General features: G+C 63.4%; 20 protein-coding genes. 9 read left to right on the top strand and 11 right to left on the bottom strand.

Features of this window, described 5'->3' with window-relative positions; genetic code table 11:
• The first annotated feature begins 74 nt into the window (after positions 1-74).
• Complete coding sequence (locus A2I95_RS07955; protein ID WP_291729261.1) at positions 75-560, top strand: MarR family winged helix-turn-helix transcriptional regulator; 486 nt, start codon at positions 75-77, stop codon at positions 558-560.
• A gap of 183 nt (positions 561-743) precedes the next feature.
• Here the strand turns inward: A2I95_RS07955 and A2I95_RS07950 are convergent, their stop codons facing one another.
• From A2I95_RS07950 to A2I95_RS07940, 3 genes are all read right to left on the bottom strand, one after another.
• Entirely contained in the window at positions 744-1,736 is a 993-nt protein-coding gene (locus A2I95_RS07950; protein WP_291729260.1) for an adenosine kinase, read from the bottom strand.
• A 151-nt stretch (positions 1,737-1,887) separates the two neighbouring features.
• Entirely contained in the window at positions 1,888-2,532 is a 645-nt protein-coding gene (gene nth / locus A2I95_RS07945) for an endonuclease III (RefSeq protein ID WP_291729259.1), read from the bottom strand.
• Positions 2,533-2,605: 73 nt separating this feature from the next.
• Positions 2,606-3,490 (bottom strand): serine hydrolase, encoded by an 885-nt coding sequence (locus A2I95_RS07940; RefSeq protein ID WP_291729258.1) that lies wholly within the window; start codon positions 3,488-3,490, stop codon positions 2,606-2,608.
• Between the two features lie 115 nt (positions 3,491-3,605).
• On the opposite strand from A2I95_RS07940, the gene A2I95_RS07935 reads away from it, so the two are divergent.
• The 5 genes from A2I95_RS07935 (at position 3,606) to A2I95_RS07915 (ending at position 7,810) form a co-directional block, all read left to right on the top strand.
• Positions 3,606-4,475 (top strand): bifunctional helix-turn-helix domain-containing protein/methylated-DNA--[protein]-cysteine S-methyltransferase, encoded by an 870-nt coding sequence (locus A2I95_RS07935; RefSeq protein WP_291729257.1) that lies wholly within the window; start codon positions 3,606-3,608, stop codon positions 4,473-4,475.
• Positions 4,476-4,744: 269 nt separating this feature from the next.
• Positions 4,745-5,434, top strand: coding sequence for a YafY family protein (locus A2I95_RS07930; RefSeq protein WP_291729256.1), 690 nt, complete (start codon positions 4,745-4,747; stop codon positions 5,432-5,434).
• Positions 5,435-5,568: 134 nt separating this feature from the next.
• Positions 5,569-6,228, top strand: coding sequence for an OmpA family protein (locus A2I95_RS07925; protein WP_291729255.1), 660 nt, complete (start codon positions 5,569-5,571; stop codon positions 6,226-6,228).
• A 178-nt stretch (positions 6,229-6,406) separates the two neighbouring features.
• Complete coding sequence (locus A2I95_RS07920) at positions 6,407-6,949, top strand: NADPH-dependent FMN reductase (RefSeq protein ID WP_291729254.1); 543 nt, start codon at positions 6,407-6,409, stop codon at positions 6,947-6,949.
• 36 nt (positions 6,950-6,985) lie between these two features.
• A complete protein-coding gene (locus tag A2I95_RS07915; RefSeq protein ID WP_291729253.1) occupies positions 6,986-7,810 on the top strand; it encodes an acyl dehydratase in 825 nt (274 codons plus the stop codon).
• A gap of 227 nt (positions 7,811-8,037) precedes the next feature.
• Here the strand turns inward: A2I95_RS07915 and A2I95_RS07910 are convergent, their stop codons facing one another.
• Positions 8,038-9,078 (bottom strand): FAD-binding oxidoreductase, encoded by a 1,041-nt coding sequence (locus tag A2I95_RS07910; protein ID WP_291729252.1) that lies wholly within the window; start codon positions 9,076-9,078, stop codon positions 8,038-8,040.
• Positions 9,079-9,136: 58 nt separating this feature from the next.
• On the opposite strand from A2I95_RS07910, the gene mnmD reads away from it, so the two are divergent.
• Both mnmD and A2I95_RS07900 read left to right on the top strand, forming a co-directional pair.
• Complete coding sequence (gene mnmD, locus A2I95_RS07905) at positions 9,137-9,805, top strand: tRNA (5-methylaminomethyl-2-thiouridine)(34)-methyltransferase MnmD (RefSeq protein ID WP_291729251.1); 669 nt, start codon at positions 9,137-9,139, stop codon at positions 9,803-9,805.
• Positions 9,802-10,692, top strand: coding sequence for a DMT family transporter (locus tag A2I95_RS07900; RefSeq protein WP_291729250.1), 891 nt, complete (start codon positions 9,802-9,804; stop codon positions 10,690-10,692). Before mnmD ends, A2I95_RS07900 begins: the two co-directional genes overlap by 4 nt.
• Here the strand turns inward: A2I95_RS07900 and A2I95_RS07895 are convergent.
• A complete protein-coding gene (locus A2I95_RS07895; RefSeq protein ID WP_291729249.1) occupies positions 10,666-12,624 on the bottom strand; it encodes a lytic transglycosylase domain-containing protein in 1,959 nt (652 codons plus the stop codon). The genes A2I95_RS07900 and A2I95_RS07895 overlap by 27 nt on opposite strands.
• Before the next feature lie 139 nt (positions 12,625-12,763).
• Between A2I95_RS07895 and dapA the strand changes: the two genes are divergently transcribed.
• Positions 12,764-13,636 (top strand): 4-hydroxy-tetrahydrodipicolinate synthase, encoded by an 873-nt coding sequence (gene dapA / locus A2I95_RS07890; RefSeq protein WP_291729248.1) that lies wholly within the window; start codon positions 12,764-12,766, stop codon positions 13,634-13,636.
• A gap of 144 nt (positions 13,637-13,780) precedes the next feature.
• On the opposite strand, the gene A2I95_RS07885 is transcribed toward dapA, so the two are convergent.
• From A2I95_RS07885 to A2I95_RS07860, 6 genes are all read right to left on the bottom strand, one after another.
• On the bottom strand, positions 13,781-14,662 hold the full coding sequence (locus tag A2I95_RS07885) for a sigma-70 family RNA polymerase sigma factor (protein WP_291729247.1): 882 nt from the start codon (positions 14,660-14,662) through the stop codon (positions 13,781-13,783).
• Entirely contained in the window at positions 14,659-15,120 is a 462-nt protein-coding gene (locus A2I95_RS07880; RefSeq protein ID WP_291729246.1) for a carboxymuconolactone decarboxylase family protein, read from the bottom strand. The genes A2I95_RS07885 and A2I95_RS07880 overlap by 4 nt, the downstream gene beginning before the upstream one ends.
• Before the next feature lie 164 nt (positions 15,121-15,284).
• A complete protein-coding gene (locus tag A2I95_RS07875; RefSeq protein WP_291729245.1) occupies positions 15,285-15,689 on the bottom strand; it encodes a hypothetical protein in 405 nt (134 codons plus the stop codon).
• Positions 15,686-16,579: a hypothetical protein gene (locus tag A2I95_RS07870; protein WP_291729244.1), complete on the bottom strand. Its 894-nt coding sequence runs from the start codon at positions 16,577-16,579 to the stop codon at positions 15,686-15,688. Before A2I95_RS07870 ends, A2I95_RS07875 begins: the two co-directional genes overlap by 4 nt.
• A 351-nt stretch (positions 16,580-16,930) precedes the next feature.
• Positions 16,931-17,818 (bottom strand): DmsC/YnfH family molybdoenzyme membrane anchor subunit, encoded by an 888-nt coding sequence (locus A2I95_RS07865; RefSeq protein WP_291729243.1) that lies wholly within the window; start codon positions 17,816-17,818, stop codon positions 16,931-16,933.
• Positions 17,818-18,600, bottom strand: coding sequence for a 4Fe-4S dicluster domain-containing protein (locus tag A2I95_RS07860; RefSeq protein WP_291729242.1), 783 nt, complete (start codon positions 18,598-18,600; stop codon positions 17,818-17,820). Before A2I95_RS07860 ends, A2I95_RS07865 begins: the two co-directional genes overlap by 1 nt.
• Between the last annotated feature and the right edge of the window lie 46 nt (positions 18,601-18,646).

Here is an 18,646-nt window from a genome sequence, read left to right as displayed (position 1 = left end):
TGTCTCTCCTTATCTCGATGTCGAGATAGTGGATTTTATCTTGACGTCAAGATGCAATCTTTTAAACCGGGGATATGGACCATGTGGATTTTATCACCCAGCAATGGGAACGGGAGCGGCCGGACCTTGATGTCACGGCCATGGGCGTGATTGGCCGGGTGGCGCGGCTGTACCTGGCGTATCAGCGCGGAATGCATGCGACTTTTGCGGAGTTCGGGCTGAATGCGGCCAAATTCGACGTGCTGGCCACCCTGCGCCGCTCAGGCGCGCCTTACGTGCTGTCGCCGGGTGATTTGCTGAAGGCAACTATGGTGGCCTCGGGCACGATGACCAACCGGATCGACCGGTTGGAAGCGGACGGACTGGTCAAGCGCGAGGTGAACCCGGAGGACAGCCGCAGTTTTCTGGTGGGTTTGACAGAGGAAGGTCTTGCCCTGGTTGACCGGGCGGTAACTGCACATGTGCAGACACAGGCCCGGCTGTTGGAGGGGCTGAACACGCAAGAGGTCGAGACCTTCAAAACGCTCTTGAGCAAAGCCCAAGCGGCGGCGGACAGTTGACGTCAGGAAGCTCAAAGATTCCAAAGCACTGAAGCGGGAGGGGCTGCGCGGGCTGGCGCCCTTGCGTCCTGCGGACGGCGGGGCGGGCGTGGCGCAGATCGGCAAAGCCGCTCTGCGCCACGCCCAACGAGAGAGACAGCACCGTCAGGTGCTGGTCCGACGGGCGGGAGAACGCCGCTGAAATCAGGCCAGTCCGGCCTCTTCCAGCAGGTGCAGCACATTGGTTTCCGGGCGCGGACCGATATGGCGGATCACTTCGCCTGCACAGATGCAGCCCATCCGGGCGCAGACTTCCAGGCTGCGGCCGGTGGCCATGCCGAACAGGAAGCCGGCGGCGAACTGGTCGCCCGCACCGGTGGCATCCACAGGCACAATGGCTTCGACCGGAACGTCGATACGCACGCCGTCATTCAGCACGGTCACCCCGTCGCTGGACCGGGTGCAGACCACCAGCGGGCAGATTGCGGCGGTCTTGGCCATCGCGGCCTCTAGGTCATCGGTTTCAAACAATGCGCAAATTTCGTCCTGGTTGCCGATCACAAAATCCAGTTCGTTGCCGATCAGATTCAGAAAGCTGTCCCGGTGCCGTTCAACGCAGAATGGGTCGGAAATCGAGAGACCGACCCGGCCGCCGCCCTCGCGGCACTTGCGGGCCGCTTCCATGAAGGCCGTCTTGCCCTTTTCCTTGTCGAACAGATAGCCCTCCAGGAACATGATCTCTGCCTTGCCGGCGGCGTCTTCGGGAACATCTGCCGAGCTCAGCTCGGAAGAAATCCCCAGATAGGTGTTCATAGAGCGTTCACCGTCGGGCGACACGAATATCATTGACCGGGATGTCGGCTGTTCGCCATCCGCCACCGGCGGGTTCACGAAGGCGACGCCTTCATTGTTCATCGCATCGGCGTAGAATTTTCCCAGCGCATCGCCGCGCACCCGGCCGATAAAGGCAGCCTGCAGCCCCAGCGCGCCGGCGCCTGCGATGGTGTTGGCGACCGAGCCGCCCGGAGTCAGCACCCGGTTCCCCATCGCGGCATAGAGATCTTCGCAGCGCTCGCGCTCGATCAGCTGCATGATGCCTTTTTCTATGCCCTGGTCTGCCAGGAAGCTGTCTTCGCATTGTGCAATCACATCGACGACGGCGTTGCCGATACCGACGAGCTGATAGGTTTTGGTCATGTACTGCCCTCCTCGGGGGAAGTTGCGCCGGGTCCGTGTCCGGCGTGCTTGTCTGAATGAATAGCCTGGCCTGCCATGCCTAAGGTGGAGGCCGGATGGAGAACACCGGCCGGCACCGGCGCGAAACTGCCAGAACGGATGCCGCCGCCGATCACAGGTTTTTGTCCTCGAACATGCACAGATCGCGGATCAGGCAGTTGCCGCACATCGGCTTGCGCGCCTTGCAGTGGTAGCGGCCGTGCAGGATCAGCCAGTGGTGGGCGTGCTGCTGGAAATCCGCCGGGATGTTATCCTCCACCGCGCGTTCCACGGCGTCCACGTCTTTGCCCGGGGCAATGCCGGAGCGGTTGCCGACGCGGAAGATATGAGTGTCCACTGCTTGTGCGGGCTGTTTCCACCACATGTTCAGCACCACATTGGCGGTCTTGCGGCCAACCCCCGGCAGCGATTGCAATGCGGCGCGGGAATTGGGCACCTCGCCGCCGTAGTCATCAACCAGGATTTGGCTAAGTTTGATCACGTTCTTGGCCTTCTGGCGGAACAGGCCGATGGTTTTGATATGTTCGGTCAGCCCTTCAAGGCCCAGATCCAGCATTTTCTGCGGGGTGTCGGCGATCTCGAACAGCGCCCGGGTTGCCTTGTTCACGCCGGCATCGGTGGCCTGCGCCGACAGCGCCACCGCCACCACCAGCGTGTAGACATTGACATGCTCCAGCTCGCCCTTTGGTTCGGGCTCAGCTGCCTGGAACCGCGTGAAGATCTCGCGGAGCGTATGATAATCGAGTTGCTTTGCCATGGCAGCGCTTATGTACAGGTCAGACCTTAAAGAGCAATTGAAATTGCGGTGCCAGGGCGGTTTGCGGCGGCATTTAAGTGAGCAGACGCGCGGCTTTTAATGCTGCGTTTGCGGCCGCGAATTCGGCTGGAGCTTCAGTGCCGCCTTCACAGAAAGCAGCCGCGATGGGCCGGCCCGGCAGGTCGGGAAACCGGGCGGCCAGATTGGCGCAAAAGGGGCCGCAACCGGAATGGCCGACCACCCGGCCTGCGTCCCCGGCGGTGCCAATCATCAGGCCAAGCCCATAGCCGGTTTCGCTCCAGACCCGGCCCGGGATCGGGCCGTTCCGCATCTGCTGATCCAGCATCATGCCGCGGGAGGAAGGGCAAAGCAGGGGCCCTTCCAGCAGCGCGTGCAGCAACCGCACGGCATCCGCGGCGGTTCCCATCAGGCTGCCATGATACACCCAGCCCGGGTGATAGCCCCTTGCATCCCAATGAAGGCCTTCAAAATCCTCACGCGTTCCGGCCAGCCGGGCGCCAAGCCCCAGCGGCTGCAGGATATCGCGCTGCATGAGGTGCGCCAGATCGCAGCCATGCAGCCGCTCCAGCTCCCGCCGAAGCAGCAGGTATCCGATGTTGGAGTAGAGCCAGCCCTGACCGGGCGGATAGACGAGGTCGCTGGCGTGCGCCTCTGCCAGCAGCCGGCTGGCGGGCCAAGGTGTCTCGCGGGCGGCAACTGCGGCTTTGTAGGCGGGCAGCGGGCCATAATCGCGCAGCCCTGCGCGGTGCTGCAGCAACTGGCGCGAGGTAAAGGGCCAGCCAGCCAAAGCGGTATCAAGGTCCAGCAGACCGTCCTCAGCCGTGCGCAGCACAAGTGCGGCAATCACCGGCTTGGTAAAACTCCACCAGGGAAAGACAGCGTCTGGCGCATCATCGCGCAGGAGATTTCCGGCCCCGTCCAGCACTGCTATGATCATCGCGCGGTCTCCCTTTCCCAAGCTATCGCGCGGGTCAGGGGAATTCGCAAGTTCCGGGTCGATTGGCAAGCGCTGGCGTATTACTTTGATCCGCAAGTCAGAACAGGTTGGGCCGATGAATATCGAAACACGGGAAAACACCTATCATTACGGCGTCATGCGCCGGGCGATTGAGCTGATCGACGATGGCGGCGAGGATTTGACGCTGGAGCAGCTGGCCGACCGTATGGATATGAGCCCGGCGCATTTCCAGCGGCTGTTCTCGTCCTGGGTCGGGGTTTCGCCCAAACGCTACCAGCAATATCTGCGGCTGGGCCATGCCAAGGCGCTGCTGCGCGAGCGGTTCACCACGCTGGAGGCCTCGCACGCGGTGGGGCTGTCGGGTTCAGGCCGGCTGCATGACCTGTTCCTGCGATGGGAGGCGATGAGCCCCGGTGAGTATGCCCGCAAGGGCGATGGGTTGCGAATCTTCTGGGGCTGGTTTGACAGCCCGTTTGGCCTGGCGCTGGTGATGGGCACCGAAAAGGGCATCTGCGGGCTGGGCTTCGCCGCCGAAACCGGGGCGGAGCCGGCCATGGCGGACATGCGCGCGCGGTGGCCGCAGGCGGAGTTCATCGAGGATCCCACAGCCCTGCGGCCGCTGGCGGAGGCGGCCTTTGCCCAAAAGGGCGAAACCGCGCTGCACATGATCGGCGCCCCCTTGCAGATCAAGGTCTGGGAGGCGCTGCTGCGCATCCCATCCGGCCATGTCACCACCTATTCCGAGCTGGCCCAGTCAATCGGCGCGCCCAAAGCAGTGCGCGCGGTGGGAACAGCCGTCGGGCGCAACCCGGTCAGCTGGCTGATCCCCTGTCATCGGGCCTTGCGCAAATCCGGAGCGCTGGGCGGCTATCACTGGGGCCTGCCGGTCAAGCGCGCGATGCTTGCTTATGAGGCGGCACGGGACGAGGAGGCTGCGGCAGATGATATGCGCGCTGCCGGCTGAACAGGCGCTGCAGCAGGCCGAGGCCTGACGGTTTGGCCATTATCCGGGCTTCGTGGCGCAGGCGGGCAGCTTCGCGTTCCGTCTCATAAGGTTTCGGCAGATGGTGCTGCGTGTCCCAGCGGTCCTTGCCCAGGGTGATCATGGAAATCCATTCATAAGTCAGCATGGTGTGTCTCCTTCTCGGAGGTTCAGATAACCAGACCACTGCTGACAGGCTGTTGTCAGCGGATTGTGCTAGGGTGTCAGCAGACTGTCACTGGAGCCTGCCCATGCCGCGTACCGGCCGCTTATTTGAAATCATCCAGATCCTGCGATCCGCCGCAGCCCCGGTGCGGGCCGAGGACTTGGCAGAGAAGCTGGAGGTTTCCAAACGCACCATCTACCGTGATATCTCTGCCTTGCAGGCGATGCGCACGCCGGTCGAAGGGGAGGCCGGGATCGGTTACATCCTGCGCAAGGGCTATGATCTGCCGCCGTTGAATTTTGACGAGGAGGAGCTGGAGGCGCTGCATGTCGGCCTGGCAATGCTGATGCGCACGGGTGATGGCGCCTTGCAAAAGGCCGCAGAACGGGTGAGCCACAAGATTTGCTGCGTGCATGACTCGGCCGACTGGCTGCAGGTGGCCCCTTGGGGGGCGCCGTTGGATGATCCGGATCAGGGCTGTGTGTCCAAGGCGCTGTTGCGTCAAGCAGTGCGGGACAGCCGCAAGCTGCGGATCACCTATGCCAGCCCCGAAAGCGGCGAGACCTGCCGCACCCTGCGCCCCCTGGCGCTGATCTATCATATCGAATGCACAATGCTGGCCGCCTGGTGCGAGCTGCGCGGCGGATTCCGCCATTTCCGCACCGACCGGATGTTCGCGGCAGAGATGCTGGAGGGCGGGTTTGTCCCCGAAGCCGGCGCCCTGCGCAAATTGTGGATGGAGCAGGAAGGCTGGGACTTCGCCTTTGCGCCTTAAGAGGAGTTTAGGCGGATTTTGCGCGGTATTTCGCCCATGTCAGAGGATCCTGCCTTGAGATGGCGGCGCGGCACCCCGATATTCGTGCGGAACGCCGGACGTTGTCCGGGTTTGAGAAAACAGAAGGCAATTTGATGATGCAGATGAAACTCACCACGGCAGGTATTGTTGCCGCAGCACTGGGCCTGGGCGCCTGCACCGATCCGGCAACCGTTGGCACGCCAGGAAGCAACACCCAAAAAGGTGCGGTACTGGGCGGCATTATCGGTGCCGGCGTCGGCGCCATTGCCAATGATTCGGACCGCGGTCTGGGGGCTGTGACCGGCGCGCTGGTCGGGGCCACCGCCGGCGGTGTGATCGGCAACCAGTTGGACGCGCAGGAGCGTGAGCTGCGCCAGACCCTGGCCAATGACGACATCACCATCGTCAACACCGGCGACCGGCTGATCCTGTCCTTCCCGAACGATCTGACCTTCGCCACCGACAGCGCCGCAGTGGCGCCGGCTGTGCAGGGCGACCTGCGCCGGGTGGCCGACAGTCTGGTGCGCTATCCCAACAGCACTATCCAGGTGATCGGCCATACCGACAGCGATGGCGATGCCGGGTATAATCAGGGCCTGTCCGAGCGCCGGGCCAATGCGGTGGCCAGCCAGATCCAGGCCGGCGGTGTGCCCTACCACCGCATGCGCATCATCGGCCGCGGTGAGGAGCAGCCGGTGGCCTCGAACTTGACGGCAGACGGCAAAGCCCGCAACCGCCGCGTCGAGGTGGTGGTGATCCCGCAGGCTGCCTGATACGGGATCTGTCAGCATCTTTTGCAGCCTGCCCCTTCCCTGGGGCGGGCTGTTTTCGTTTCAGGGGGCACTGGTTTACGTAACGCTGCACATGGCCTGCGCGGCGATTGCTGTTTCTTCGCGAGGCCTGCCTCCTGCATGATAGGTGCAACAGAGACGCGAACAAAGAGGAAATCCCATGGCTGACCCTGTCTTGCTGACCCTTTCCGGCTCCCTGCGCCGCGAGGCCACCAACCGCAAACTGCTGGCCGAAGCTGCGCGGGTATTCGGGCCTGCGACCGTGGTCGAGGCGGATCTGCACTTGCCGCTGTATGACGGCGACGCCGAGGCGGCGGACGGCATCCCGCCTGCTGTGCAGCTGCTGGCGGATCAGATCGCGGCAGCGGATGCGGTGGCGATCTCGACGCCGGAGTACAACAAGGGGCCGTCGGGTGTGCTGAAAAACGCGCTCGATTGGGTGAGCCGCACTGAGGGCAACCCTTGGGCGGAAAAGCCGGTGGCGGTGATGTCGGCGGCTGCGGGGCGGGCCGGGGGCGAGCTGGCGCAGGCGCTTCTGCGCGGTTTTCTGGTGCCGTTTCAGCCGCGGGTGCTCATTGGGCCGGGGGTGCATCTGGCGGGATCCAGCAAGGAGTTTGATGAGACCGGCCGTCTGACCAGCGATCACTACGAGGCGACGCTTGCCAAACTGATGCTGAAATTGCGCGCCGAACTGAACCGCTGATCTTGTTTTGCCAACGGGCAGGGGTAAGGTGCCAGTATGAATGCTGAAACCGGCACCGTTGCACCCGCGCAGAAGTTCACTGACTTGATGGACCCGGCCCGGGCGGCTGCCTTTCAGGCGGCACTTGGGTACAAACAGGATATCGGGACGGGCAGTGTGCTGCCGCCGTTTTTTCATCAGCTCTATTTCTGGACACCGCTGCCGCCGGATGGCCTGGGCCGTGATGGCCACCCTAAGGTGGGCGGTGCCGGGCTGATCCCGGACATGGGCCTGCCGCGGCGGATGTGGGCTGGCGGGCGGCTGCGGTTTGAGTATCCCTTGCGGGCCGGAAGTCCGGCGGAGAAGATCTCGGTACTGGAAAAGGTCGAGCAGAAGGCGGGCCGCACCGGGTCTTTGGGGCTGGTGACGCTGCGCCATGAGCTGCGGCAGGATGGGAGGCTCTGCCTCTCCGAGTGGCATGACCTGGTCTATCGCGAAGACCCGGACCCAGCCGCGCCGAAACCGGTGCCGCCAGTGGCGCGAACTGATGAGACGGAAACGCGGGACGTGTCCTTCAGCTCGACCCTGCTGTTCCGGTACTCGGCGCTGACCTTCAACGGGCACCGGATCCATTACGATTTGGACTATGCCCGCGCTGTGGAAGGCTACGAGGGCCTGGTGGTGCATGGCCCGCTGCTGGCACAGCATCTGATGCTGCTGGCGGAGGAACTGATGGGGCCGCTGGCGGAGTTCTCTTTCCGGGCATCCTCGCCGCTGATGCATTTTGAAAGCGCGGTGCTGTGCCGCAAGGGCCTGGACCTGTGGGTACGCGGGCCGGATGGGCGGCTGTGCATGAGCGCAGTGGCGGCTCCCAAAGGCTGAAGCGGGGGCTCCCGCGCCCCAAGCTGCCCTAAGAAGGCAGATTAGGGGCTTGGGCGTGGCGCCGCTGCGCGGCGTTTTTCCGCGGAGAAGCGCTTGAGGGGCAGTGCTGCCCCTCAAGGCGCCACGTCAATTGTTGGGTGCCATTTGCCGCCTCAAGGGTGAACCGCGCGTGCCGCGCGGCGGCAGGCGCCGCCCTTGACCCGTCAAATGGCGGAAGTGCGGGCGGTTCAGAGATTGTCTTCCACGCGGAAACCTTGCGGGATCGTGTCTTTGTCCTCCAGCAGCAGGCCAGCCATCACATGCGCGGCCTTGGGGGCCATTCCGAAGCCGATCTTGAAACCGCCATTTGCGATGTAGTGGCCAGCGCGGCCGGGCCAGGCGCCGAGCATCGGGGCGCGGGACTTGGCGCGGGGGCGCACGCCGGCCCAGCGTTCGATCACCTCGGCCCCGTGCAGCACCGGCACCGCGGTGCGGGCGCGGTCGACGATATCGTCAAGCTGTTCGTCTGTGCTCTTGCCGTCTTCGAATTCGCGCTCGCTGGTGGAGCCGATGGCCAGGGTGCCGTCTGCGTGCGGAATGATATGCAGGCTGTCGGCAAAAAGCTGCGGCACCGCGCCCTCGTGAAAGCGCAGGAGTGCCGCCTGGCCCTTGACGCCGCCGCCCACAGTCTTGCCGAACGCCTCGTTCAATTCCAATAGGCCCGCGTAGCCTTTGGCATGGACCACCTTGCCCTGATCGGCGGCCTCCGGCTGCACCTCGACCCCCATCACAGCCAGGGCAGAGACCAGTGACGCACAAGCGCGGCGGGGGTGCATCCGGGCGCTGAGGGTGTCGTGGATGACATAGCCCGTCGCACTGGGCGGCACCCAGGGGCCGAGGCTGTCCGCCTTGCAGACGGTCCATTCAGCAGCGCCCTTCCACAGATCGCGGGCGGTCGCTTCGCGCTGGCGGGCAAGCTCCAGCGCGCGCGCATCATTGATGGGCTGCAGCCGTCCTGTACGACCGTAACCAGGAGAGACCCCGCCGGTGGCCTCGACCTCGGCCCAGAAACTTCCGGCCATCAGCAGGCTTTCGAGCTGGAATTGTTTCTTGGGGTTCCAGTTTTCCGGCACATGCGGGGCGAGCGCGCCGACCAGCCCGCCGCTGGAACCGGCGCCTGCGCCAAACGGGTCCGCGACCTGCACCTGCGCGCCGCGCCGCGCGCAGATCCAGGCGATGGACAGGCCGAATATGCCAGCCCCGTGCACCGTTACATCTGCCATTGCCATTCGGGGATCCTTTCGCCAGTGTCGCGCCGTTCCTGATAACCACTTAGGGGATTATAGCATGGCAGACCAGCAGGCCCGCCTTAGCTGGCGCGATGGCACTGTGCCGGTGTCGGATCAGTTCGATGATCCCTATTTCTCGATCCAGGACGGATTGGCGGAGACAGAGCATGTGTTTCTGGCCGGCAATGATCTGCCTGCACGCTTTGCCCCGGGTTTTCAGATTGCTGAGCTGGGCTTTGGCACTGGGTTGAACATGCTGGCCGCCTGGCGCGCTTGGGAGGCGGCAGGGCAGGCAGGGCCATTGCAATTCACCAGTTTCGAGGCCTTTCCGATGGCGCCCGCCGACATGGCCAAGGCGCTGGAGGCCTTCCCCGCGGTGGCCCCTTGGGCAGAACGGTTTCTGGAGAAATGGCAAGGCACTGGCAGCTGTGATCTGGGCAGCCTGCAGCTGGAGGTGATTACCGGCGACGCGCGCGTGTCGCTGCCGGAGTGGACAGGGCAGGCGGATGCCTGGTTTCTGGACGGGTTCTCTCCCGCTAAGAACCCTGAATTGTGGGAAGAGGCGCTGATGGGCGAGGTTGCGGCGCATACCGCGCCGGACGGCTCGGCGGCGACTTACACGGCGGCGGGTTTTGTGCGCCGCGGGCTGGAGGCGGCAGGATTTGAAGTAACCCGCATCCCCGGCTACGGGCGCAAGCGGCATATGACAAAGGCAGTGAAACCATGACTCAGGCGGCCCCGGTCCGGGTTCAGACCAACAATGTGCCGCTGGGCATTCTGCTGATGGTTGGGGCCACAGTCGTCTTTGCCTTGCAGGATGGCATCTCGCGCCATCTGGCAGGCACCTACAACACCTACATGGTTGTGATGGTGCGCTACTGGTTCTTTGCCGCCTTTGTGATGTTTCTGGCGGCGCGGGCGCCGGGCGGGATCCGCGCGGCTGCCCGCACCGATCAGCTGTGGCTGCAGATCTTCCGCGGCGTGCTGCTGGTTGGTGAAATCTGCGTGGCGGTTTACGGCTTCACCGTTCTTGGCCTGATTGAGAGCCAGGCAGTCTTCATCTGTTATCCGCTGCTGGTGGCGGCCCTCAGCGGGCCGGTGCTGGGCGAAAGCGTCGGCTGGCGGCGCTGGGCGGCGATTGGCGTTGGGCTGATCGGCGTGCTGATCATCCTGCAGCCGGGCATGGGGGTGTTCAACCCCGCGGCAATCATCCCATTTGTCTCGGCGCTGATGTTTGCCGTCTACGGGCTGGTTACCCGCTATGCGGCGCGCCAGGACAGCACGGCGACCAGTTTCTTCTGGACCGGGGTTGCCGGCATGGTCTTCATGACCGCCATCGGCATCTGGTACTGGGAACCGATGAGCCAGACCGACTGGTTCTGGATGGCGCTGTTGTGCGTTTCCGGCGTGACTGGCCACTGGCTGCTGATCAAATGCTACGAGATGGCCGAGGCCAGCGCCGTGCAGCCCTTTGCTTACTTCCACCTGATCTGGGCGGCGATGCTGGGCATGGCAGTGTTCGGCGAGGTGATCCGCACCAATGTCGCCATTGGCGCCGGCATCATCATCGCGGCGGGTCTGTTCACCCTATGGCGCGAACGCGTGAAGAGTTGAGCCGCGCAGCTCCTGTGAGAACGGAACAGGCAGTGGTGCTTTGCCCAGCCGCGCCCGGTAGACCGGCAGGCTCTCGGTGACCCGCATCACGTAGTTGCGGGTCTCGTTGAAGGGGATGTGCTCGATCCAGTCGACGATATCCGGGCTGCCGTCGCGCGGGTCGCCATAGCGCTGCATCCAGGCCGTGGGCCGGTGCGGGCCGGCGTTGTAGCCCGCTGCCATCATCACCACATTGCCGCGGAATTTGCCGGCCAGCCCCGCGAGGTAATTGGCCCCCAGCTTGGCATTGTAATCCCACTCGGCGGTCAAGCGTGAGGTCTTGTGGCCTGCCAGAATGCCCAGTTCGGTCGCGACCAGCTTGGCTGTGGCAGGCATCACCTGCATCAGGCCGCGCGCGCCTGCATGGCTGATGACTGCCGGATCAAACTCGCTTTCGCGGCGGGCAATGGCCAGGGTCATTTCCTCGGCCATCGGCAGCTGCCGCTTGGCAACCGGGTGCAGCGGATAATAGGCGCCCTCCAGTTCCACCCCGCCGCGGGCCGCGCGCTTGGAGATCATCACTGCCAGATGCGGCTGGTTCAGCTCCACCGCCATCTGCCCCAGCTGGCGCGCCTGCACCGGCGGCAGGGTCTCAACCAGGTGGGTCAGGAACCGTTCGGCCAGCGCCAGATCACCGGCCTTGAGCAGCAGCAACCCGGCCTCGGTGACCGAGGATTTGGCAAAGGCGGCCTGGCGCCAGTCCGGCAGGTCCGCGGGTTTCACCAGCGCCGGATCAAACGGCCGGCCCAGTTGTTCGGCAGCCAGCAGCCCATAGAAGGACGTCTGGTATTCCGCGCCCTTGGCATAGGCCTCATGGGCCTTGTCCGGCTGGCCCATTGCCGCATAGGCGCGGCCCAGCCAATAGCCGCCGCGGCCGATCGAGATCGGGGTCTCGACTGAGGCCAGAAAACGCTGAAAATGCACCGCGGCCAGCTCCGGATCGTGCAACTTTTGCAGGGCGATGTAACCGGCCAGCCATTCGCAGTCGGAATAGCCATAACCGTCTTCAGGCGAGGAGAAATGATAGGCGGCCAGTTGATAGGCGCGCTCGTAATCTTTGTCCCGCATCACTTGCCGTGCCAAATCGCGGCGGCGGCGCAGCCATTTCGCCGGTTCGCCCAGTTTTTCGGCGCTGGTGCTGCGCTCCATCAGCATCTGAATGGCGCCATCCTGCAACCGCTTGCGGTCGCGCCAGGCAAACCGGTCATAAGCAAGCCCGGCTGATCCTTTCAGCCGGTCCGGAACCGCTTCGATTTTGGCATCCACTCCGGGCGCGCGTTCCTGCAGGGCGACGCGCGCCTCCGCCAGCTTGCGCTCGCCCTCGGGCACCAGCGGCAGCATTCGCTTGGAGCTGACCAGATGATCCTCCCACAAAAGCCGGTCCAGCCGCGCCGTATGATGCGGTTTCAGCAGCTTGGCGAAATCGCGCAGGAACGCCTTTTGAATGGCGCTGCCCATTGCCTTGGTGCGCCAGGCCAGCACGATCTCCGCTTCGCCGTCACCGCGCCGCCCGGCGGCAATCAGCGCCTTGCCCAGGCTCAGCGCCCCCTCGGCGGTCTGCGGGCGTTCATCCGCGTAAAAGGCCAGAATGGTTTCGCGGCCGGTGCCTGCAATGGCATCCTCGTTCTGGCGCCGCAGATAGGCCAGACCCGGCCAATCCTGCCGCCGCTCCAGAAACGCCATCACGTCGCGGGCAGACCCCAGCCCGGCCCGCAGCCGGTGCCACTCGATGATATCGCGGGCGGTGCTGTGCCGCTGCCCGGCTTCGCGGGCGGCCTGATCCCATTTCTCTGCCCGCATCAGATCCAGCGCTGTCCCGAGGTCGCGCGCCAAGGCCGGCGCCCCGGACAGGGCCGCCGAGATAAGCAGAATAAGGGCCAGGATGCGTGTCATCTCTTGCATTTTCCAGCGGTCCGGGGATAGAGGCTTGAACGTTACTCATTGGCGTGCCGGTATCAACTCAAATCCCCGGCATTCTATATCTTGACGGCGGCGGATTGCCGCCTGCACCTGCAGCAAAGGGAGCGTGCCCATGTTCAAAGGCTCTATGCCAGCACTCGTCACCCCGTTTTCGAACGGCGAGCTGGATCTGGATGCGCTCAAACGCTTGGTGGAATGGAATATTGCCGAAGGCTCAACCGGTCTGGTGCCCGTCGGCACCACGGGCGAAAGCCCGACGCTGACCCATGACGAGCATGAGCTGGTCATCGAGGAAGTGGTCAAGGCGGCGGCAGGCCGGGTGCCGGTGATTGCCGGTGCAGGCTCCAACAACACCGTCGAGATGATTCGATTCGTTGAATTCGCCAAGAAGGTCGGCGCCGATGCCGCGCTTGTTGTGACCCCCTATTACAACAAGCCGACTCAGCGCGGCATGCTGCAGCATTTTACCGCAGCCCATGACTGCGCGGATCTGCCGATCATCATCTACAACATTCCGGGCCGTTCGATCGTCGACATGACCCCGGCCACTATGGGCGAGCTGGCTAAACTGCCGCGCATTGTGGGGGTGAAGGATGCAACCGGCGATATTGCCCGCGTCAGCCAGCAGCGCGCCTCTTGCGGTGCGGATTTCGTGCAACTGTCCGGCGAAGACGCCACCGCGCTGGGCTTTAACGCTCATGGCGGGGTGGGCTGCATTTCGGTCACTGCCAATGTGGCGCCGAAGCTTTGCGCCGAATTCCAGGCTGCAACATTGACAGGCGACTACGCATCGGCGCTGGCCTATCAGGACAAGCTGATGCCGCTGCATGAGGCGATCTTTATCGAGCCGGGCCTGGCTGGTGCGAAATACGGTCTGTCGAAACTGGGCATGTGCAGCGAAGAGGTCCGCTCGCCGCTGACCACGCTGGAAGACAGCACCAAGGCCGCAATTGATGCTGCCATGGCCTACGCCGGCCTGGTCTGAAGCCAGACACAATCAGACATCAGAGGGCGGCCTCCCAGCGGAGTGCCGCCCGTTTGGGTCCTGGATCCCATCTTCATCTGGCCGGAAATATCCCGGGGTGAATTGCCCCTTCAGGGGCAAGAGGGGTTGGCCCCTCCCGTCCGTTTAATCCAGTGCATTGACCAGATGCCGCGTCTTGTCCGGATTCCGGGTCACGTAGATCCGGGAAATCCGGCCCTCCCGGATTTCCAGCGCCGTCGCTTGCAGAATGCCGTCCTCTGCCCAGTTCAATATGGCCGGCAGGCCGTTCAACTGGCAGAACCGCCAGCGGTCCGGCGTCCTGCGGCCGGATTTGCGGGCAATCCCCTCAAGCAGCCGCAGCACCTTGTCCCGCCCGTAGATCGGGTTGAGGGCCGCCATTGCCTTGCCGCCGCCGTCGGAGATCAGCTGAACGTCCTGGGTCAGCAGCCGGGTCAGTGCTGCTGTGTCGCCGGTCTTGGATGCGCGGAAAAAGGCTTCAGTCAGATCGCGTCCCTGGCCCGGGTCCGCAGGGGCATGCGGCTGAAGCTTCTGCACCTTGCGCCGGGCCCTTGCCGCGAGCTGACGGCAGGCGTCCGGGGTTCGGTTCAGCGCGGCGGAAATGTCCTCATAGGCGCTGTCGAAGATGTCGTGCAGCAGAAAGGCGGCGCGTTCCAGCGGCGACAGGGTTTCCAGCGCCAGCAGCAGGGCGACCGTGACATCGTGATCCAGAAGCTCGGTCGCGTCGTCTGTCAGAATGGGTTCGGGCAGCCATTCACCGGGGTAGGTTTCGCGCCGGGAGCGGGCCGATTTCAGCTGGTCCAGACACAGCCGCGTGGTGATCCGCATCAGATAGCCGGTTGGATTCTGCACCTGCGCTTGCGGGGCTGCCTGCCAGCGCAGAAAGGCGTCCTGCAGAATGTCCTCGGCGTCGCTGACACTGCCCAGCATCCGGTAGGCGGCCGCAAACAATCGCGGCCGCGCCTTCAGAAACGCATCGGTTTCGTCTGTTTTGGGGTTTGCACTCACGCGGCACTTGCCTCCTGCCCGGCAGGATGCGGGGTGCGGAAGCCGATTGCAATCCGGTTCCAGGCGTTGATGGTGGAGACCACCAATGTCAGTGCCGCCTGTTCACGCGGGGAAAACTGCTGTGCGACCAGATCATAGTCCGCGTCCGGCGCCGCAGTGGCCTCAATCCTTGTTAAGGCTTCGGTCCAGGCCAGGGCCGCCTGTTCCCGCGCGGAGTAAAGCGAAGACTTCCGCCAGGCATTCAGGAGGTGCATCCTGTCTTCGCTCTCACCTTTCGAGCGCATGTCATGCGTGTGCATGTGGATGCAATACGCACAGCCATTTATTTGCGAAGCCCGAAGTTTCACTAGTTCAATCAGGCTGTGTTCCAGTCCGCTGTCTTTCAGCGTGGCTTCAAGCGCCAGCATCGGTTGAAACAAGTCCGGTGCGATAGCGAAGTAGTCAAGGCGCTGGGTCATCATTCTGTTCCTTTTCAGATGGTTTCAGGAACAGGACGAGGCAGCCGGGGTGTTTGTGACATGCTGCCGGAAAAATACTCAAAGAAAAAGGGGCGCCTGGATTGGCAAGCCCCTTACCAGATGTGTTGTAGATTGCGCGTCGCTTCGGCGGCGCGCTTTCTCGTTCATTCGCCGAAGAGATCCCGCTCGTAGATCCGTCCCTTCGCGAGTCCGAGTTTCATCGCTGGCGTCCGCTTGGTCTGGCGGGTTCCCATCCAGTTGTGGTGGAAGCGGTAGATCTCGATGATCTTGACCAGCATCTCTGGCTTGTAGAGGAGGTGCCGATCCCAGGTGCGGCCGTTGTTGTTCGGCGTCGACACGGGACGAGATGCGGGGCGGGCATTGCTGCGGATCTTGTGGAAGTAGCTGTCGGCGCTACGCAGGGTTGCGAGCCGCATCAGCCTTGCGCACCGTTCGGTGGTCAGCTCAGGCCGATCGGTCTTCAGGTCGACGATCCGCGAGGGCTCTGACTTCGTGTGGTATGGCCAGGTGAACGGAGTTCCAAGCCGATGGCCGGCAAGGCGCTTCACAATCTCCCGGTCGATCTCCTCATTGAAGACCTTCTCAGGCAGGCTGTCGAATTGATGGGCCGAGAGGCCCAGTCGTTGCGCAGGTCGCGGCGCCTTTGGGCCCACAGCGCCTCACGGACATCGTTTACCTGATACTTGTCGAAGGCCACGGTGGCGATATCGGCACGACCGGCCTGAACTTCAGGGGCGAAGGCCGCCAGGAACGCCTTGCTGAGGCAGGCATCCCCGTCCTGGACGAAGTAGATGCGGCAGTCCGACAGCGAGACCATCCGCCTGAGCATCAGGGCGTGGGCATACTGCTGAATGTCTTGGCGCACGAGGCCACCGTCGTGCGGGAGCTGAAGCCCCAGGTCCACATCCGCCGCAATCTCCGGGTCCAGGATCACCTTCGCGGTGATGTCGTCGAGATATTTCTTGAACTCCGCTGCGGTCCACAGGCGCCCATGGCGCCGCATACAGCGTGCCTTCTTGGTGTCCCCATTGATCGCCATGTCGATCTCGACCTGCTCCATATCACCCGCCGGATCGAACTGAAGGTGGCCCAGGACGATGTATCCCGAGTTCGCGTGTGCGGTGCAGAGATGCTGCACGGCGACCGATGCACGCTTCTTGCGGTTCGGCCAGTTGAGCGTCAGGGTCTGGCTGTCGGTGGCGAACCGGTGGCCGTATCGCTCCCAGTCTACGCCACGGAGATCACCCTCGCGGCGCGCTGTGAACTCCCGGACGCGCTCGTGGATGAAGACCAGCTTCCTGTAGACATCCCGGGGAGCGAGGCCGGCAATCTCCGAAATCATCGACAGGGAGTTGCCGTGCACGAGGAGTTTCAGGACCCGGCCGTTCTTCGACGATGGCGCGGTTGTTCTTGAGAACGGATTTCTGGCCGCAAGCACCGCAGGTGAGACTCTTGTTGTCTCCCTTGCCTTTGACCTCTCCTCGCTGGAGGTTGGACGATGGCGAGGAAAGATTTTGGCCTCGACCGTCGCGCGGGTCTGGATGAACGCCAAACTGGGAGAATTGGGCGTTTTGGCAAAAGTTCACGTCCACCCCGAAATACGGGAGTGAAAGACGCCGCTTTCCGGCTGTCGCAGATTTTTGCGAGATAGACTTCAGCTGACACCTCCATCGTGAGATTGCGTCAAGTCAGCCTTTTAAGGAAAGGTTGGCCACTCTGTGGCCAACCGAAGGATTTTCTACAACACATTTGGTAAGGGGCTTGCTGGATTGGGCGCCCCGGATCCGTGTCAGCGTTTGCCGTAGTAAAGGCCGACCACGTGTTCGGCTTGGGCAAAGAACAGCCAGCGCGATACGGCGATGCCTGCAATGTGCGAGATGACCGCGAGGGCTGCAAACGCATGCTTGATCACCACCCCCTGTACCGGGGTCAGGATCAGCAGCAGCGGCAGGGCAAAGCTGAGGACAAAGGCAATCATCCGCAGCTTCTGGGCGTGTTTACGGCCGACCACATGCACAAACTCGCGCAACAGGTAGTTCGACCCGGTGTGCGGCGGCTCAAATGCGCGCACCGCGCCGCGGTCGCCGAGACCGGTGGCAGTGCCGATGTCGGTGCCTGAGGCCTCCAGCGCCTTGTCGCCTTTGGCCCAATAGGCCAGCTGCACTGCACCTGCGATGGCCAGCAGCCAGGGGGCCACGGCCTCGGCTCCTGCCAGCAGGGCACCGCCTGCAAGGCTGAAGGACAGAAACATCACCGGGGTCAGTTCCATGTTCCAGCGCGGGATGGTCTTGAGCTGGGTGTAGATCATGGAAGTGGTAAAGACGGTGGCCAGGCTGAGGGCCGCACCAATCCAGCCCAGCAGCGTCCAATGACTGTCCATAAACACTGCGCCAAGCGCGTAAAGACCCATGACGATCAGGGCGCCAACGGCGCAGACGCCCTCGCGCGACAGCCAGCTGGTTTTCCACTGGGTGAAAGCGCGCCAGGCGCGTTCCGGGCGGCCCAAGTGGAAGGTGGAGGCCAGAAGGCCGCCGCAGGCCAGGCCAAAGGCGATGGCGTAGAACACAAAAGCCACGGTGCCGGTCACTGCAGGCTGGCCGAGGCCGAGGAAGGCCAGCAGGCCAAAGCCAAGGCCCGACAGAGTGGTGAAGATAATGACGGATGGTGCGGGATGCATCAGTTCGCTCCTCCCGGAAGTTTGTCGAGGGCCTTGTCCAGCCAGCCCAGGAACCCTTGCGGCTCTTCAGCGACCGGTGCCAGCAGAGGGGCGAGGATGTCGATCTCCTCTTCGATAGTGTCCTTGGGCCGGGGCGGCAGGTATTTGTTCACCGGCTTGGTGCCCATTTCCGGCATCAGGTCCATGCCGCCGCGCTCTGCCACCAGTTTGGAGACATCACTGTCCGGATCGCCCAAATCGCCGAAATGGCGCGCGCCGGCCGGGCAGGTCCGCACGCACGAAGGAACGCGGTCCACTTCCGGCAGGTTTTCGTTATAGATCCGGTCAACGCAGAGGGTGCATTTCTTCATCACACCCTCGGCCAGGTCCAGTTCCCGCGCGCCGTAAGGGCAGGACCACGCACACAGGCCGCAGCCGATGCAGTGGTCTTCGTTGACCAGGACGATGCCGTCCTCGACACGTTTGTAGCTGGCGCCGGTGGGGCAAACGGTGACGCAGGGCGCATCTTCGCAGTGCAGGCAGGATTTCGGGAAATGGATCAGCTGCGCCGCCGGGTCCGGCTGGCTGCTGCAAGGCGTAGGCTTCACCTCATAGGAATGCACGCGGTTCAGGAAGGTGCCTGACGGATCGCTGCCATAGGGGTTCTGGTCCGACAGGGGCGCGCCGTAGTTTTCGGTATTCCAGCCTTTGCAGGAAATCACACAGGCGTGGCAGCCGACGCAGGTGTCCAGGTCAATGACCAGGCCCATCTTGCGCTCGGTCTTGGTGGGAAGCTCAGTCATTGCATACTCCGTGTGCGGCGTGCGAAGCCAAGAAAATTCGAATTTT

This window comes from Leisingera sp. F5 (assembly GCF_001593695.1).
The sequence above is the reverse complement of the archived record's forward strand: the minus strand, read 5'-3'. Positions and strand labels throughout refer to the sequence as shown.